This window comes from Ferrigenium sp. UT5 (assembly GCF_045866295.1).
Classification (GTDB): domain Bacteria; phylum Pseudomonadota; class Gammaproteobacteria; order Burkholderiales; family Gallionellaceae; genus Sideroxyarcus.
This window is the reverse complement of sequence record NZ_BAAFRY010000021.1, coordinates 1-17,212: the sequence shown is the minus strand read 5'-3', so window position 1 is coordinate 17,212 and position 17,212 is coordinate 1. Positions and strand designations below refer to the sequence as shown.

Genomic DNA, 17,212 nt, shown 5'->3' with positions numbered 1-17,212 from the left:
CCTTCAGCTCGTTTCTTCGCCGTTCTGGGTCACCGGTTGCACCGCATTCGACCGATGCGGCGGGTGTGCCAGGCGGTCAAAGGCCAGATAGACCACCGGTGTGGTGAACAAGGTCAGCATCTGGCTGACAATCAGCCCGCCCACCAGCGTAATGCCCAAGGGGTGGCGCAGTTCGGAACCCATGCCCCAACTGAACATGAGAGGCAGCGCGGCCAATAGCGCCGCCAGCGTGGTCATCAGGATCGGGCGGAAACGCAACAGGCACGCCTGGAAGATGGCCGCGCGAGGCGGCATTCCCTGCTCGCGTTGCGCATCAAGCGCGAAATCAATCATCATGATCGCGTTCTTCATGACAATGCCAATCAGGAGAATGATGCCAATGACCGAAATCACATTGAGGTCATTGCCGGCAAGCATCAGCGCCAGCAGCGCGCCCACGCCGGCCGAAGGCAGGGTGGATAGAATCGTGAGCGGGTGAATATAACTCTCGTAGAGCACCCCCAGCACGATGTAAACCGTGATGATTGCGGCCAGGATCAAGGCCAGTTGGCTGGTTAGCGAGGCGCGAAAGGCGAGTGCCGACCCCTTGAATTTGAGTTCCACTGCCGGGGGCAATCCAATCTCGTGCCGGGCACGCTCGATCACGTCAACCGCCTCGCCGAGGGAGACGCCCGGGGCGAGGTTGAACGAAATCATGGCCGCCGGAAACTGGCCGATGCGGGTCAGCAGCAGCGGTGCCGTGCGCTCACTGATCTGCGCGATTGACGCCAGAGGAATTTGCATCGGCGGGGACGCCGTGCTTCCATTGGACGCGCCAATGTAGATATTGTCGAGGTCGGCCAGGCTGCGGCGAAATTCGGGCGCGACTTCGATGATGACGCTTTGTTGCCGGGTTGGGGTGAACAGGGTGGCGACCTGGCGCTGGCCGAACGCGCTGTACAAGGCATCGTCCACCGCCTGCGGCGTGACCCCCAGTCGGCTGGCGCGCGCGCGGTCCATGTCAACGTGCGCCTGCAGCCCGCCTTCCTGCTGGTCGCTGGCCACATCAGCCAGCCTGGGTTCATCGCGCAGGCGCTGCATCAGGCGCGGCAGCCATTCGCGCAGCAAGCCGGTGTCGGCTGATTCGAGCGAGAGCTGAAATTGCGTGCGACTGATCTGATCTTCGACTGTGAGATCCTGCACCGGCTGCATAAATAATTCGATGCCATCGATGCTGGCAAGCTCGGTCTGCAAGCGGCGCATCACCTCGTCGGCGCGGGCATCGCGTTGGGCCAGGGGTTTCAGGTTGATCAGGAAGCGCCCGCTGTTGAGGGTGGGGTTGTTGCCGTCCACACCGATGAAAGAGGACAGACTCTGCACTGCGGGATCGCGCAGGATGACGCGCCCGATGGCCTGTTGGCGTTCGGCCATGGCGCCAAAAGAAATAGAGGCGGGTGCCTGTGAGATCCCCTGAATCGCACCGGTATCCTGGATCGGGAAGAAGCCTTTGGGGACGATCAGGTACAAGCCAATCGTCAACACCAGCGTTGCCAGCGCGACCAGCAAAGTCTGGCTGCGGCGATCAAGGACCCACTCGAGTATTTGGCCATAGCGGGCAATGAGGCGATCCAGCCAGGCACCACTGGCGCGGAACCAGCGACCCTGCTGATCCTCTGGAACAGGGCGCAGAAGGCGCGCGCACAGCATGGGGGTCAGCGTCAGCGAAACCAGTGCCGAAATCAGAATGGCAATCGCCAGGGTGATGGCAAACTCGCGGAACAGGCGGCCCGCCACATCACCCATGAAGAGCAGGGGAATCAACACCGCAATCAATGACAGCGTCAGCGAGACGATGGTAAAGCCGATCTGGCGCGCGCCTTTGAGCGCCGCCTCCAGAGGGGTTTCGCCGGCCTCGATGTGGCGCATGATGTTTTCGATCATCACGATCGCATCGTCCACCACGAATCCGGTGGCGATGATGAGCGCCATCAGGGTGAGATTGTTGATCGAGAAACCCGCGAGATACATGACGGCAAACGTGCCGATGAGCGACAGCGGCACCGCCACGGCCGGAATGAGAGTCGCCGATACGTTGCGCAGAAACAGGAAGATGACCATCACCACCAGCGCCACCGCGAGCAGCAACTCGAACTGTACATCATGCACCGAGGTGCGAATGGTCTCGGTGCGGTCAGTCAGTATCGCCACGTCCACCGCCGGCGGGAGTGTCGCTTCCAGTTGCGGCAATAGCCGCTTGATCCGATCGACCACTTCGATGACATTGGCACCGGGCTGGCGCTGGATGTTGACGATGAGTGCGGGCGATTCGTTGGCCCATGCGGCGAGATATGCATTTTCGACGCCCTCAGCGACGTTGGCTACATCGGCCAAACGCACCGGCGCCCCGTTGCGATACGCGACAATGATGCGCCGGAATTCGTCGGCCGATTTAAGCTGGTCGTTGGCGTTGAGCGTGGATGCCAGCGCAGGCCCGTCGAAACCGCCCTTGGCCTGATTGGCATTGGCAGTGTGGATGGCGCCACGCAGGTCGTCGAGCGAAAGCTGGTAGGCGGCGAGAATCTTTGGATTGGCCTGAACCCGAATGGCCGGGCGTTGCCCGCCGCTGACACTGACCAGTCCCACCCCGGAGAGTTGGGAAAGTTTTGCCGTCAAGCGGGTTTCGGCCAATTGTTGCAGCTGCGACAACGGCAAGGTTTTTGACGTCAATGCGAGCGTGATGATGGGCGTGTCTGCCGGGTTGATCTTGCTGTAAACCGGGAGTTGGGGCAGGTCCGGCGGCAGCATATTGAGGGCGGCGTTGAGGGCGGCCTGCACGTCTTGTTCGGCCACATCGAGCGGCAGATCCAGACTGAATTGCAGGGTGATGATCGACGCGCCGCCGGAACTGGTCGACGTCATCTGGTTGAGGCCCGGCATGCGGCTGAATTGCCGTTCAAGGGGTGCGGTGAGGGTGGCGGTGACCACTTCCGGACTGGCGCCGGGGTAGAGGGTGACCACCTGAATGGTCGGGTAATCGAACTTGGGCAGCGCCGATAAAGGCAGCAGCCGGTAAGCGAATATGCCCAGCAGCAGAATCGCGACCATCAGCAACGAGGTCGCCACAGGGCGGAGAATGAAGGGGCGCGAAAGATTCATGAGCGTGGGATGGGCGGGCAGTGCGCGGGTCGGCCCATTCAGGGGTTGCTTTTGTCCGGTATGGCAGGGGCGGCGGTACTGTCGCGTTTGATCTGTTCAACCGGGGCGCCGTCGCGCAGCCGGTCTGCGCCCTCGACCACAATCATTGCACCCGCGCTGATACCGTCCTCGATGACTGTGGTGTCACCTTGCGCCGGCCCGATTTTTACGGGGGTGACGGCGACGGTCTGATCCGCTTTAACGACATAAACAAACGTTCCTGACACGCCGTGCTGGATGGCCGCCGTCGGAACCTGGATGGCCTTGGGGCGCGTGTCAATCAGCATTTTGACGTTGACGAACTGATTGGGGAAAAGCGTGCTTTCACTATTTTTGAATTCGGCTTTGAGCTTGATGGTTCCGGTGCTGGGATCAATCTGATTATCCACTGCCCGCAACCGGCCTTGACCGAGCTTTTCCTTTCCGCTGCGATCATAGACATCGACGGTGATGGTTTTGCCCCCACGCATTCGTTGCAGCACGCGCGGCAGGGCATCTTCCTGGATCGGGAAAACAACCCCGATGGGTTGCAATTGCGTGATCGAAGTGATGCCGTTGGCATCCGATGGATGCACCACATTGCCCGGGCTTGCCTGACGCAGGCCCACACGGCCACTGATCGGTGCACTGATCCGGGTATAGGCGAGCTGACGTTGCGCGTTTTCAAACGCAGCCTGTTCCGCCTGCGCTGTCGCCTCGTATTGGCGCACCAGGGATTCCTGGGTATCGACCTGCTGCCGGGAAATGGAATTCTGTGCCAGCAAGGTACGATAGCGTTCCAGCGTGGCGCGTGCAGTTTCGAGCAGGGCCTGGGCGCGATTCAACTGCATCTGGGCGAGCGTGTTTTGCACTTCAAACGGTTGGGAGTCGATCTGCGCCAGGATCTGGCCGGTCTTGACCATGGTGCCTTCTTCGAAGGCGATACTGACCAGATAGCCTTCCACCCGGCTGCGAACGACCGTCGCATTGAGCGGCGTCACGGTGCCGAGCGCATCCTGGTAGATTTTGAAGGGGCCGCTGCGCGCTGGCACGGCGATAACAGGCACTGCCTGTGCAGCATCAGCGCCCCCCGTTTTTTTTGCATCCTGGGCGGAGGTTGAGCCGGTGTACCACGCCGCACCCAGGAGGGATAGTAGCCCGACAACGAATACCGGAACCATCTGGCGCCGGTGCCGCAGGAGTAACGAAATTTTCATGAATACCGTGGGTTTTTGGGTCGGGTCTGGTGTCATAGATAGATTAGTGCGGCTGAACGGTTGAAGTAAAGCGGCTCTCGATAAAATTGATCTTCCGGGCGTGTTCTGGAGTTGCAAGGGGAGTTCCGGCCACTGCCTTCCTGAATATATATGGGTCGCGAGCCCCTCCCGTACCCGTAAATTACCACCCGTTCCTTCAGTTCATTGGCGCGCCAACCCAAAACAACATCGCTCGTGTCAGGCTGGGCGCGGAAAATCGCACTATACCAACATGCGGGGTAAAAAAGCGCGTCGATTCTGCCCTGCTACAGGCGTTCGTGAGAATTGCGCGCGTTTGCGGTGGCCTGACCGGAAGCGGTGTCGGCGTATTTCTGCCGAGTTGCCCGCACGAGCTTTGTGCGCTTGGGTTTGCGACTTGCTCCCGGGGACATTATAATTCCAAAGCCCGAAATTGGGCGTTGTGACCATTCGGCATCAAAATGGTTTTGAAGGTGAATTTTTTTCCGGGTGCGGGGCGTTTTTTTGCAGTTTGCCACCGATCGGCTTTGAAATTTTCAGCGCACTGCAAGATTGCGAAAAAATGCCAGAGCGTGTTTGACGCTTCGCAACACGAGTTCCAATTGACAATTGAGGGCTTTGGGTACGGGAATCTTTTTTGGCAGCACCTTCATCGGGATGGCGTTCGGGAGTATGGTGGCACCATTTGGAATTGCGGGCGGGTTGGTTCGACTCATGCGTCGACGGTATAGGGGAATGTAAATTGAATCAGAAGGCTGATGTTAAAGGCGCTGTGTTGCCAACGCCGATAGAGAGCTCATTGCCGTTGAGAGGCGCGGATTTTGCCACCCTGGCAGATGCGCTCGACTATGCGGCCCAAGGTAAAACCGGGGCGAATTTTTATTCCGGCGGGGGCAAGTTGACCGCGGTCCTCCCCTATCGCGAACTTCGTCTGCAGGCGATTACCCTGGCGCGGCGTCTGTGCTCCCTGCATCTGGAGCGGGGCGCGCGGGTTGCGATTGTCGCGGAGACGAGTCCTGACTTTGTGCGGTTCTTTTTTGCCTGCCAATATGCCGGCCTGGTTCCGGTGGCGTTGCCGGCGGTGGTTAATCTGGGCGGACACGCAGCCTACGTCAGCAAGTTGCGTGGGCTTTTGCAGGGGGCGGGCGCTTCTGTCGCAATGGCATCGAACCAATTGGCGCGTTTTCTGATTGAGGCAGCCGAAGGGGTTGGCCTCATTTTTGTTGGTACGCCGGACGAATTCGATGAATTGCCGGAGCTGGATGTGGTGTTGCAGCCCAGTGGTCCGAACGAAACGGCTTACCTGCAATTCACGTCCGGCAGTACCGGCTTCCCCCGGGGGGTGGTGATCACGCAGCAGACGGTCATGGCCAACCTGGTTGGGGTGGCGCAACAAGGGGTCATGATGCGTGCGGATGATCGCTGTGCATCCTGGCTGCCGTTCTATCACGACATGGGGCTGGTTGGCTGTCTGTTGGTCCTGGTCGCCACCCAGCGTTCGGTTGATTATATCGATACTCGAGATTTTGCCATGCGCCCCCGGCGCTGGCTGGAATTGATGAGCGCGAACCGGGCAACGATTGCGTTCAGCCCGCCGTTTGGTTACGAGCTGTGCGCGCGCCGGATTCGCCCGGAAGATGTGGCCCGTTACGACCTTTCCTCCTGGCGCGTTGCCGGGATCGGTGCGGAGCCGATTCGCGCCGAAGTGCTGGAGCGTTTTGCCAATCTGCTCATTCCGGCCGGTTTTGATCCGCTGGCTTTCGTCCCCAGTTATGGTATGGCGGAAGCAACGGTGGCCATCAGTTTCGCCCCGTTGCGGCAAGGCGTTGTAGTTGACTGGATCGATTCCGATGCACTTGCGGATAATTTGCGTGCCGTTCCTGTGCCCGTTGGCATGGGCAGCGCTTTTGTGCGTTGCGGCGTGGCGTTGGCCGGGCATGAGGTTGAGATCCGTGACGAGCAGGATCGGGTCGTGCCTGATCTGTGTGTCGGTCGGATCAAAGTCCGAGGTCCGAGCGTGATGTCGGGCTACTTCCGGTTACCCGAACAAACCCGGCTCGCGCTTTCTCCGGACGGCTGGCTCGATACTGGAGATATCGGGTATCTGGTTGACGGCAACATTGTCGTGACGGGACGCCACAAGGATATGCTGATCATTAACGGACGCAACATTTGGCCACAGGACATCGAGCTTATCGTGGAGCGGCAGCCGGAGCTGCGCTCGTTGGATGCATCGGCCTTTTCGATCGTGAACGACGGCGTCGAGGAAGCGGTCGTTGTGGTTCAATGCAACATAACCGAGGAGAAGGAATTGCTGCTGCTGACCCGGCGCCTGCATCGTGAGATTCACGAGGAGCTGGGGATTAGTTGCGCCGTCGAGTTTGTTCCGCGCCACACCTTGCCGCGCACTTCTTCCGGGAAGCTTTCGCGCTCTGCAACACGAATCGATTATTTGCGGCGGCGCGAGCAGGGGGCGGTCGGCAATGCAGGCGCTTCGGCGGGGTCGGCCCTGCGAAATTCTGCATCAGGTGCCGGTGTTTGAGCATTCCTGCCGTGCTTGCACTGACGGGTGCGACTGGATTCGTGGGGCGATCCATCCTTTTTCGCCTGAATGCAGCGGGATGGCGGGTGCGTGCGCTATATCGGCCGCGAAACGGGCGAACCCCACCCGAGTTGCCCGGGGTTGAATGGCTTCCGGGTGATCTTGACGATGACGCGGCCTTGAATGCGCTGGTGGCGGACACGCATGCCGTGATTCATTGCGCGGGCGTCGTGCGCGGTGCCAGCCGGGCCGATTTCGACCGCGTCAATGAGCGTGGCACCCTGCGCATCGCCCAGGCTGCGGCGCGCCAGACCCAATCCCCGCGGTTTCTCCTGATATCTTCGTTGGCTGCTCGTGCGCCGGAGTTGTCGCACTATGCCGGGAGCAAGTGGCGCGGTGAATGTGCGCTTAAATCGGTTGCTGAAAATTTGCGTTGGACCGTGATACGCCCCCCCGCAGTGTTCGGGCCGGGAGACCGTGAATTGCTTCCGCTCTTCCGCAGTATCGCGCGCGGCTATGCGCCGATTCCTGCGGGCGCGGGACGGCGTTTCTCCATGATATACGTGGAGGATTTGGCGGGCGCTGTGCTAGAATGGCTCAAAGCAGATGCCGGGTACGGTGGGGTTTTTGAGGTCGATGATGGCTGTGTCGGGGGATACGACTGGGGTATGGTGTTGGACATTGCGGGGCGAGTCTTGCACAGCGGCGCTCCGGTGCGTCGAATACCGATTCCTGTGGCACTCCTGAATCTGGTCGCGTATATGAATCTTGCTTCGTCCAGGCTGTTGGGGTATGCCCCGATGCTGACGCCCGGGAAGGTGAAGGAAATCACGCATGCTGACTGGGTGAGCGACAGTGAAGAATTTATGCGCATCGTGGGCTGGCAGCCCGCCTTCAGACTTGAGCAGGGATTGGCTTCCACCTTCGAAAAAACAGAATACAGCAGGGTAACAAGGAGTTAACAATGGAATACCAGAGAGTTCTCGCCCAACTTTACGAAGAGTTGGCGTCTTTCACGCATGGCCGCGTTAAAGTTGAGGAAAATACTGAATTGGTCGGCGAGCTGGATTTGGATTCGCTGCAACTGATGAATTTGTTGTTGTTTGTGGAGGATCGTTTTGATATCTCCATTCCGGTCAGCATTCTTCCGGATGTGAAAACAGTGCGGGATCTTGCGATCCAAGTTGTAAAACTTACCAATACCAGCGAGCAATAATGGCAATCTTTGACAAATTCAAGGCGCTTTCCGCCACCCGGCAGCAACTGGATGCATTGGGCATCAATCCGTTTGGGGTCCAGATCGAGCGGATCATTACACCGACTGAAGGGATTATTGACGGGCGTCCCACCATCCTGGCCGGAACCAACAACTATCTGGGTCTGACCCTGGATCCCGAATGCATTGCCGCCGCGCGCACGGCACTGGAGTTCGAGGGAACCGGCACGACCGGCTCGCGGATGGCGAACGGGAGCTACTCCGGGCACCGCAAGCTCGAACAAGAGCTTGCCGCTTTTTACGGCAAGCGTGACACCATCATTTTTTCAACCGGGTATCAAGCCAATCTGGGCATGTTGGCGGCGCTGGCCGGGCCGGACGACGTGGTGCTGCTGGATGCGGATTGCCACGCCAGTATTTACGATGGATGTCGCCTGGGCGGTGCTGAAATCATTCGCTTCCGCCATAACAATCCGGAAGATTTGGCGAAGCGCCTGCGTCGTTTGGGGCGTCGCGCTGCCGATGCCTTGATTCTGGTTGAAGGCATCTACAGCATGTTGGGTGATCGCGCTCCGCTGAAGGAAATCGTGGACGTGAAACGCGAGTTTGGCGGCTATCTCATGGTGGATGAGGCGCATTCGCTCGGGGTGTTGGGCGAAAAGGGCGGCGGGCTGGTTGAGGAGCTGGGCTTGCTGGCTGACGCCGACTTTATTGTGGGGACTTTTAGCAAGAGCCTGGGCGGAGCAGGGGGCTTCTGCGTCAGCGATCACGTCGAGCTCGATCTGATCCGCTATTCGAGCCGACCTTACATCTTTACCGCATCGCCTTCGCCCGCGACGATTGCCTCGACCCGTTGTGCATTGCGCAAGCTCGAAGCTGGGACACATTTGCGCCAACGTCTGCATGAAAATGCCGAACGCCTGCATACCGGACTGACGAAGTTGGGGTATAAGTTGGGTGCACCAGCCAGCCCGGTGATTGCGGTCGTTGTGGAGGGCACCTTGGAGGCGTTGCAATTCTGGAAACAATTGTTGCACCGTGGCGTCTATGTGAACCTGATGCTGCCGCCGGCAACCCCGGACGGGGTATCGCTGATTCGCTGCAGTGTCAGCGCGGCCCATACCACCGAGCAAATCGATGCCGTATGCGCGGTGTTCGCCGAATTGCGTTCCTCGCTTTAGAGCGCCACACCCACCCACCGTGTAAGGGCTGCCCGCTCCGCTCAATATTCCGAAAAATCACGTGAGTGAATCTGAAATGACCCCGCGCAGGAAAAGTCCCATGCGACGCCTGCTGGGTAATTTTGGACACCTCGTGCGCGGGCGCGGTATCGCCGCCGTGATGCAGTTCGGTTCCCTCGTGCTGATGGCGCGGGCACTCGGTCCGATCGAATTCGGCATGGTGGTCCTGATGCAGTCCTATGTTCTTCTCGTGCGCGGCCTGCTCGACTTTCGCTTGTTTGAGGCGGTCATCCGTGTGGGGGTGCCGCTCCACGATGCCCGAGATACCTCTGCCCTGCGCCGCTTGGTCAAAGTTTGCCATCGTGTCGATTTGCGCGCCAGTCTGGGGGCCACCGCACTCGCGCTGATAGGCGCCCCTCTGGCAGGTCCGTTGATGAGTATTTCATCGGATCACGTTGTTTTGCTGGCTGCCTATAGTCTGGTGCTGCTGTCCAGCGGCAACAGCACCGCCGGTGGCATTCTGCGCCTGTATGACCAATTCGATCTGATTGGAAGGCTGATGACCATTGCGCCGACCATCCGTTTTTTCGGGGTGCTGCTGGCCTGGTGGTTTGATGCCCCGCTGGGGGTGTTTGTGGTGATTCTGGCCGGCGCTTTTGTGACCGATAATCTTTTTGCGCATTACTACGGCCGGCAGATTTTCCGCCAGCATGTTGGCCGCCCCCCCGAAGGTGAACGCATGGCTGCGCGCCTGTCTGATTTTCCCGGGTTGCGCCATTTTATCTGGGTGACCTACTGGCAGTCCAACATGGACATTGCACCCAAGCACCTGGCCATGCTGCTGGCAGGTTACCTGCTCGGCCCCGCCGAAGCGGGGCTGTTGCGTATGGCACGTGATTTTTCCAGTCTATTGTCAAAAGCGAGCGTGCTCATCCGCGAGGTGGCACTGCCAGACCTGACCCGCCATTGGCAGCAGCGCACGCATGCCTTTGCGCAGGTTGCCTATTCCGCTGCGTTGCTGGGTGGGGCATTGGGCCTGCTATTTGTACTGGCGGGCTATTTTCTGGGGGATCTGCTACTGGGTGTACTGCTGGGCAAGGTGTATATGGCGGCTGCGCCGATACTCACCCTGCTGCTGCTGGCGGCCACCTTTGATCTTGCGGCCTCACCCCTGCGCGCGGCCTCCTATGCCATCGGCCATGCCGGAAAAGTCTTGCGCATGTACGTCGTATCAACCATGCTGTACCTGTTTTTGTTTGTCGTGCTTAGCGCATGGATGGGGCTGGTCGGCGCGGGCGCGGCTGCTTGCATCGCCGCCGCTTTGCCGCTGCTGTTCATGGTGATGCTGATTCGTAAAAGCATCCGGCGCAGGGACTTATAAATTAGCGAGTGGCGCGGCGGCGATTGTGGGAACGGGCTTCAAGACGCTCCGGCATCGGGCTGGAACATTAGCATCGTGAAACGCGCGTAGCAATCGGTCCGTCCCCCCCCTCCCCACTGAAGGTCAGCGGCCCTTCATTTTTTGGTGTGGTCCGCCACACCCTTGAGGGTCAGGAAGATGAATCACACTTCGGGAGTGTTTTTTGCGTGCGTACCCAGCGCAGCGTCTTGCCAAATAAAGGGGTGCCGATATAAGGCCGAACGCTGATCGATCCGTCCTGCAACAGGTTGATTGCGGCGTCAAAGGTTTTTCCATCAAGCGGATTGTAAAGCTTCCCTTTAGCCCATGAATTTTGTTTGACGCGATGAAACCCGTCCAGGATGTTCAGTCCGCACAACGAGCGTGCGCGGAGTGTGTCATCCGGATTATGCGCATCCTGTTTGGGCTGACCGTCGGCTGCCAGAGGTTTTTTCAGCCAGTAAATGCGCCCGCACAGGCGTCCCTCGCAATCGTCGATCCACACCGCGAACTTCTGTTTTTCGCGAAGCGCATGATTGACCCAAAGTCCCCGGATATCTCCGCTGACGGGCGGCATCGGTGCGCTATTGGCGGAGGTGACCAGACCCAAACCCAGCAGCGCAAACACGATATGGAAGAGTGCGTATCGAATGATGTTCAAAAGGCTCACGCCGGCAACAGCCGCATCGACAGGGGGGGAGAATCGCGCGGCCGAGTTCAACTGCGCAGCCGGGGATATTTTGAGCGGATCGAACATAAGGTATAAGCAGGGGTGAGAGCGAGTGGCGCCATTCTAATACGGTGTCTGTTTTGAGTGAACACCCCATGTGGCAAGCGGGCGTATCGTGCAACCGCCGCCGCTAAAAACGGGGGGGTTAAAGCCCGCTATAGGGATCCGCAAACCCATCGCCTTTGGGCGGGGGTTCTTAATCAACCATCATGGATGTGGCTGAGATAGCCAGCTAAGAAATCCATTGCCGGCGGCACGACCGCTGGCGAAACAGGCGCTCAACAGATAGCCGCCGGTGGGCGCTTCCCAGTCCAGCATTTCGCCGGCGACGAACACGCCGGGTAGTTTGCGCAGCATCAGGTTTGCATCCAGTTCTTCGAACGGGACGCCGCCGGCGCTGCTGATGGCTTCGGCGAGCGGGCGCGGAGCGGTGAGGCGCAACGGTAACTGTTTGAGGGTCTGCGCCAAACGTTGCGCGTCCTGCATCTGCGCTGCACTCAACACTTCGCGCAGCAGATTGGCCTTCGCGCCCTTCAATCCGAGGCGGCTGGCGAGATGGCTGGAGAGCGAACGCGATCCGCGCGGATGCGCAATCGCCTCTTGCACGCGCTCCGCCGTCCAGTCCGGCAGCAGGTCGAGCATCAGCATGGCGTGCCCGTTGGTCTCGATTGCATCGCGCAAAGGGGCGGAGAGGGCGTAAATCAGCCCGCCCTCGATGTCGTGTTCGGTGATGAGGCATTCGCCTCGTTGGTGCAGGGTGCCGCAGGTGGCAGCCACGGATTTCAGAGGTTCGCCGCTGAAGCGCTGGCGGAAGTGTTCACTCCAGCCGATGTCGAAGCCGCAGTTGCTTGGGCGCAGTGGCGCAATGGGGATGCCGCGCCGGGTGAGCAACGCCACCCATCTGCCATCAGAACCGAGTTGCGGCCAACTGCCCCCGCCGAGCGCGAGCAGGGTGGCCCCGACATACAATATCTGTTCACCGTGCGGGGTGGCAAAACGCAAGGCGCCTGATTCATCCCACCCCAGCCAGCGATGGCGCATGTGGAAGCGCACCCCCTGTTTGCGCAGCCGGTGCAGCCAGGCCCGCAGCAGCGGAGCGGCTTTCATCTCTTGCGGGAATACGCGCCCCGAGGTGCCGACGAACGTTTCGACGCCGAGCTCTTGTGCCCATGCGCGCAGGGATTGCGGCGAAAAGGCTTCGAGCATTGGCTCAAGCCATTTCCGGCGAGTGCCGTAACGGGTGACGAAACTGGCGAACGGCTCGGCATGCGTGAGGTTCAGACCGCCCTTGCCCGCCATCAGCAGCTTGCGTCCCACGCTGGGCATGGCGTCATAGATATCGACGCGAATCCCGACTTGCGCCAGCACTTCCGCCGCCATCAATCCGGCGGGTCCGCCGCCAATCACGGCGACGGGTGCTGCCTTGTTCACTTTGACGCTCCGCGCCGCGCCGCCATGCTGCGCCCCAGCGTTTGCAGTTGCGCGGCGTGCAGCAGGGTTGCAGCCAGCGGCAGCAGGGTGCCGTTCTCGAATTCGATATGGCGCGCGTAGCCGTTGATGAAAGATGCGGCAACGTCTGCATCCAGCGTGTTGGCGCGGTCTTCGGCGATCGCCGCCAGTAGCGGGCGCAAGGCTCGCCAGGCGGATTCCAGTTCCTTGTGTTCGGCCAGCAGGCGGACGATGTATTGCGCAGCCCGCGCATCGCCGCTGGCGCGCAGCACGGGGAACAGGTCCTGTTCCTCGTCCTGATGGTGGTGCCGACCGGCCGTATCGAAGTAGCGCAGGATGGCGCGTGCCGCCTGCGCCGCCTGTTCGTCGTTGCCGTGCGTCTGCAAATGGGTCACCAGTCGGTTCAGGGTGTCGCACTGCGCGGTGATGCGGCCGTGGCAGGCGCGCAGCATTTCCAGCGGGTCGTCAAATCCGGGAGCGGCCGGGGTGTTGAAAGGATCGTTCATGGTTCGCGTTTTACAGTGAAAGGAGCGGGTCGTGCGTGATCGCGGCGGCCACGATGTAGCCGAACACGAGCAGCGCGGCCAGCCATGCGCCGAGGCGCTGCGCGGTCGTGCGCGCGAAGCGGAACGCCAGCATGCCGAGGGCGATGTAGATCAACAGCGCGATGATCTTGGCGGCCAGCCAGGGCGCGTTGAACGGGGTGACACAGAGCTGCCAGGCCAGCATGACCGCACTGCCGAGCAGCACGGTGTCCACGCCGTGCGGGGCGATCTTCACCCAGCGTTGCCGCATCCCGGGCGAGGCGCGCAACAGCCACACGCCGCGCAGGAAGAATAGCGCAAAGCTGCACAGGACCGCACCGAGATGAATGATTTTGAGGAGGGGCATCGCGGGGTCAGGCGCGTTGTTTCGCGGCATCGTAACGGGCTTGCGCCTGCTGTTGCGACATCCAGTAGATTTCGGAGAGGTCATCAACGCTGATGTCGAGCGCGCTGTCCATTTGCGTTAGCGCCCACTCCATATCCTGCTGCTCCGGCAAGATCATGAGCATTTTTTCCGGTGCGTGCACGGGGGGAAGAGCGGCCTGCCTTTGCGGGTAGTGGCGGCGCGGCAGGGCGTTGTTGATGAGCAACGCCAGCAGCAGCGAGCCGAAGGCGTTGGCCGCGACGAGGATCAGCGTCCACGCCATGCCCATCTGCTGGAACTGCGTTGCACCGAGCACCAGGGTTAGCGCGGTGGCCGCGCCGGGCGGGTGCAGGCAATCCAGCACATACATCAGGAAGATGGCCAGGCCCACGGCGAGGCCGGCGGCCGCCAGTGGATCGTGCACGAAGGAGATGGTGAGCCAGCCGGCGAGCGCCGAGATGAGGTGGCCACCGATCAGGTTCCACGGCTGCGCCAGCGGACTGTGCGGCACCGCATACAGCAATACCGCCGAGGCCGCCATCGAGCCCAATAGCATCAATGGAAACTGCGGCTGCGCCAGCAGGTGCAGCGCCCACGCCAGCAACAGGATGCCCAGTCCGCCCGCGAGACCGCTCTTCAGGCGTTCGGAGAACAGGGCGGGGGAAGGGTGAGGCCGGAATGCCCGCAAGAATTCGCGCAGATTCATTTGATCAGCGCCTGTGTCTTGCTGCCGAGCAGGTCGGCCAGCGTGGTTTCGTTCAGGGTGGCGAGCAGGGATTTCTGCGCCTTGACGAATACCTTGCGCAGTTTGCAACTGGGCAGCAGGGGGCAGTCGTCGTCGCTGGCATCCTCTTTCATGCAGAACACCAGCGCCATGCCTGGCTCCATCACCTGCACCACCTCTCCGATGCGAATCTCGTTGGCGGCCCGCGCCAAACGAATACCGCCGTTGCGCCCGCGTTCGCTGCTGACCAGATTGGCAGCGACCAGCATCATGACGACCTTCATCAGGTGCGTCTTGACGATGTCGAAGGCCTCGGCGATTTCGGCGATCGTGGCCGGCGCATTCTTTTGCCCCAGATAGATCAGGGTGCGCAGGGCGATATCGGTGGAAAGATTGAGTTGCATCCGGAGCTCCTTGAGTAGGCTGGTTCAATTATAGGCGAGAGCAAGGCGGTCAGCAGTTGCATGTTAATACATTCATGGCTATTGCATCTTTCAAAAAACAGGAATACATTGACAACTGATGAATCATTATTAACATTCGTTTGCAGGGGGCAATATGATCGAACCCGCCAATCTCGCCAATTTCTTCACCATTTTCTTCAGCTCCGCGATGGTGATCATGCTCGGTGCCCTGTACGCCCTGCTGTTCGCCTATTCCCGCATCAAAGCCATGCTGTTGCTGATGCCATTGGCTTACGTTTCATATGCCGGATTGTTTGCCTTCACCCTGTTGCTGGCGAACGCCGCCAATCTGCTGGCGTCCCCCCTGTGGGCGACGGTCGTTGTTTTCATGTTGGTCGGTTACCTGTTGGCGCCGCACGCGATCTGGCACTTGTGTGTCGGGACGCATGCCGCCGAACACGGGGAGGCGGAAGCGCTTCCAGTCAAGGATTTTTAACCAAGAGGAAGGGAGAAGGCCATGGCGAACAAGGAGTGGTGGGCGTCGGACAAGGATCGAAGATTTTTACGTCATTTGCAGTAAGGTGATATGGCAAGCAGCGCGAAGATACAGTGGGAGCGCCACCGCGTAGCGGTTTAGTTCAACGTAAAAGTAAGGGGCTGCGCGCTTTTGCGCAGTTCCACTTGACTACAAGGTTAGGTATATTGCTTAACTCACACCAATCACTCGCTATCAGAATGATATGGCACTTCTTAATGTTATTGCTCAATTACACAAGAACAGCCCTGTGAGCTAACTGAACATTTACATTTCCCAAATGGCGTTCCCTCAGGGCAACCGCACGCCATTGGAATTGGAGCAACAGATCCTCTAAGTGAGTTATGTTGCGTCAAAACTTTATCCTTTTGCGCTGACCATTTTTTCATGCCAGGGAATATGGAGAATTCAGCTCCTTGATAACCGCCTTGATACGAAGTGACCTCAAGACCAGTGATTTTTTCTAGCTCTACAGCTGGCTCTTGATAGGAGTTTTCGTAGGAATGAATGATGCTTGGCCCTTGCCAACATAGTTCGCAAGGAGATGGATCATAGGTATATACCTCAATGGGAGTATTTGGTGGTAGACCTATTACATGCTGCGAGTGATAGCCTGCGAGAATGATTCTCTTGAGTTTGACCCCATCTTTGAGGTTAACTTTCCAGAGAGTTTTATCGTAAGCCGTGAGCGCGAGCACAACAGGCCTTGTGTTGTCAGTGATATTTACAATAACTTCCTTTGAGCGCGCCTCGTATATTCCGATTACATGTAGCGCAGGGGTTGTGGTGCATCCTGAAGCCACTAAGCCATAGGCCAATATTGATATTAGATAAAAAAGTCGTGTCATAGAAACAGTCCTTGAATGGCCTAACGTGGAAATCACCTGCCGCCGGAGGCGGTCAGGTGGATTGATGGGTTGGGCCTCGAAGTCTTTTATTTGATAATGCCACATGCCATTCGCACGCCACCGCCGCCAAGGGGGGCAGGATGATCCGAGTGATTGTCTCCACCCACGTGCACCATTAGCGAACGGCCTGCGATATCTGTCGCCTTAAGTCGAGGAGCAAGCACCGGCTGGCTAGCGTTGCCTTCTGCGTCCACAAAGAGTGCGGGCAGATCACCCAAGTGGCCTTCACCCCAAGGCGTGTCATGGCGTTTTGTGTCGAGCGGGTCGTAATGACCACCCGCAGCGAGCGCGGGAACCATTTTCCCATCCTTCTCCTTTGCGTCACAACTCGGGTTCTGGTGTAAATGGAACCCATGTACTCCAGGCGGGAGCCCTTTCAGTGAAGGGGTAAACACCATGCCGTACTTTGATTCGGAGATTGATACCTGCCCAACACTCGAGCCAACACCATTTGCATCAACCATGGACAATTGCACCGTCGTGTCAGCCATTGCACTGCCAGCGCACAGCATGATGGAGAGTGACGTGAGTTTCAGTTTCATGATGTTTCCTTTCGTGGTGGGTTAAAAAAGGGTACAACGTAAAATTGAGGGGCAGCCCGCTTCTGGGCTGTCCCTCTCGAATGACAGGTTATGTGTTCTTGTTATCCGCAATTTCCCGTTTGAATTTTTCTGTAAATCGAAGCCAAATAGTATTACCTTCAACCGGTTCCAAACCGATTGTGCAACACCTTTTCTGTAAAAGTTCTCACGAGCAAAATTCTTGAGGTCGTGCATCAGGTGTTCATGTTCAAATAGATTTTTCCGCTCATCCACTCGTCATCGCAT

At 59.0% G+C, this 17,212-nt stretch carries 16 protein-coding genes; 6 read left to right on the top strand and 10 right to left on the bottom strand.

Annotated elements, in window-relative coordinates:
• Positions 1-3: 3 nt before the first annotated feature.
• Positions 4-3,135: a multidrug efflux RND transporter permease subunit gene (locus ACKTSJ_RS08910; protein WP_407899433.1), complete on the bottom strand. Its 3,132-nt coding sequence runs from the start codon at positions 3,133-3,135 to the stop codon at positions 4-6.
• Between the two features lie 38 nt (positions 3,136-3,173).
• Positions 3,174-4,487: an efflux RND transporter periplasmic adaptor subunit gene (locus ACKTSJ_RS08905; protein ID WP_407899431.1), complete on the bottom strand. Its 1,314-nt coding sequence runs from the start codon at positions 4,485-4,487 to the stop codon at positions 3,174-3,176.
• Between the two features lie 673 nt (positions 4,488-5,160).
• On the opposite strand from ACKTSJ_RS08905, the gene ACKTSJ_RS08900 reads away from it, so the two are divergent.
• The 5 genes from ACKTSJ_RS08900 (at position 5,161) to ACKTSJ_RS08880 (ending at position 10,708) form a co-directional block, all read left to right on the top strand.
• Positions 5,161-6,930 carry a fatty acyl-AMP ligase gene (locus ACKTSJ_RS08900; protein ID WP_407899470.1) on the top strand — a complete coding sequence of 590 codons (1,770 nt, stop codon included), beginning with the start codon at positions 5,161-5,163 and terminating at the stop codon, positions 6,928-6,930.
• Positions 6,927-7,892 (top strand): NAD-dependent epimerase/dehydratase family protein, encoded by a 966-nt coding sequence (locus tag ACKTSJ_RS08895; RefSeq protein WP_407899429.1) that lies wholly within the window; start codon positions 6,927-6,929, stop codon positions 7,890-7,892. The genes ACKTSJ_RS08900 and ACKTSJ_RS08895 overlap by 4 nt, the downstream gene beginning before the upstream one ends.
• A 2-nt stretch (positions 7,893-7,894) precedes the next feature.
• Positions 7,895-8,146 (top strand): acyl carrier protein, encoded by a 252-nt coding sequence (locus tag ACKTSJ_RS08890; RefSeq protein WP_407899427.1) that lies wholly within the window; start codon positions 7,895-7,897, stop codon positions 8,144-8,146.
• Positions 8,146-9,327 (top strand): serine palmitoyltransferase, encoded by a 1,182-nt coding sequence (gene spt / locus ACKTSJ_RS08885; RefSeq protein ID WP_407899425.1) that lies wholly within the window; start codon positions 8,146-8,148, stop codon positions 9,325-9,327. The genes ACKTSJ_RS08890 and spt overlap by 1 nt, the downstream gene beginning before the upstream one ends.
• Positions 9,328-9,427: 100 nt before the next feature.
• The gene (locus ACKTSJ_RS08880; RefSeq protein ID WP_407899423.1) at positions 9,428-10,708 is read left to right on the top strand and encodes a lipopolysaccharide biosynthesis protein; all 1,281 of its coding nucleotides are present in this window, start codon (positions 9,428-9,430) and stop codon (positions 10,706-10,708) included.
• A 169-nt stretch (positions 10,709-10,877) separates the two neighbouring features.
• Here ACKTSJ_RS08880 and ACKTSJ_RS08875 read toward each other — a convergent pair whose 3' ends face one another.
• The 6 genes from ACKTSJ_RS08875 to ACKTSJ_RS08850 form a co-directional block, all read right to left on the bottom strand.
• Complete coding sequence (locus ACKTSJ_RS08875; protein WP_407899421.1) at positions 10,878-11,483, bottom strand: DUF2147 domain-containing protein; 606 nt, start codon at positions 11,481-11,483, stop codon at positions 10,878-10,880.
• Positions 11,484-11,663: 180 nt separating this feature from the next.
• Positions 11,664-12,887 (bottom strand): TIGR03862 family flavoprotein, encoded by a 1,224-nt coding sequence (locus ACKTSJ_RS08870; protein WP_407899419.1) that lies wholly within the window; start codon positions 12,885-12,887, stop codon positions 11,664-11,666.
• The gene (locus tag ACKTSJ_RS08865; protein WP_407899418.1) at positions 12,884-13,411 is read right to left on the bottom strand and encodes a hemerythrin domain-containing protein; all 528 of its coding nucleotides are present in this window, start codon (positions 13,409-13,411) and stop codon (positions 12,884-12,886) included. Before ACKTSJ_RS08865 ends, ACKTSJ_RS08870 begins: the two co-directional genes overlap by 4 nt.
• Positions 13,412-13,421: 10 nt before the next feature.
• On the bottom strand, positions 13,422-13,796 hold the full coding sequence (locus ACKTSJ_RS08860) for a SirB2 family protein (protein ID WP_407899416.1): 375 nt from the start codon (positions 13,794-13,796) through the stop codon (positions 13,422-13,424).
• 7 nt (positions 13,797-13,803) lie between these two features.
• Positions 13,804-14,520 carry an HPP family protein gene (locus ACKTSJ_RS08855; protein WP_407899414.1) on the bottom strand — a complete coding sequence of 239 codons (717 nt, stop codon included), beginning with the start codon at positions 14,518-14,520 and terminating at the stop codon, positions 13,804-13,806.
• Positions 14,517-14,942 carry an RrF2 family transcriptional regulator gene (locus tag ACKTSJ_RS08850; protein ID WP_407899412.1) on the bottom strand — a complete coding sequence of 142 codons (426 nt, stop codon included), beginning with the start codon at positions 14,940-14,942 and terminating at the stop codon, positions 14,517-14,519. Before ACKTSJ_RS08850 ends, ACKTSJ_RS08855 begins: the two co-directional genes overlap by 4 nt.
• 154 nt (positions 14,943-15,096) lie before the next feature.
• Here ACKTSJ_RS08850 and ACKTSJ_RS08845 point away from each other — a divergent pair, with 154 nt between their 5' ends.
• Entirely contained in the window at positions 15,097-15,438 is a 342-nt protein-coding gene (locus ACKTSJ_RS08845) for a hypothetical protein (protein ID WP_407899410.1), read from the top strand.
• 260 nt (positions 15,439-15,698) lie between these two features.
• Here ACKTSJ_RS08845 and ACKTSJ_RS08840 read toward each other — a convergent pair whose 3' ends face one another.
• Complete coding sequence (locus ACKTSJ_RS08840; RefSeq protein ID WP_407899408.1) at positions 15,699-16,325, bottom strand: hypothetical protein; 627 nt, start codon at positions 16,323-16,325, stop codon at positions 15,699-15,701.
• Between the two features lie 86 nt (positions 16,326-16,411).
• A complete protein-coding gene (sodC, locus tag ACKTSJ_RS08835; protein WP_407899406.1) occupies positions 16,412-16,927 on the bottom strand; it encodes a superoxide dismutase [Cu-Zn] SodC in 516 nt (171 codons plus the stop codon).
• Positions 16,928-17,212 lie beyond the last annotated feature (285 nt).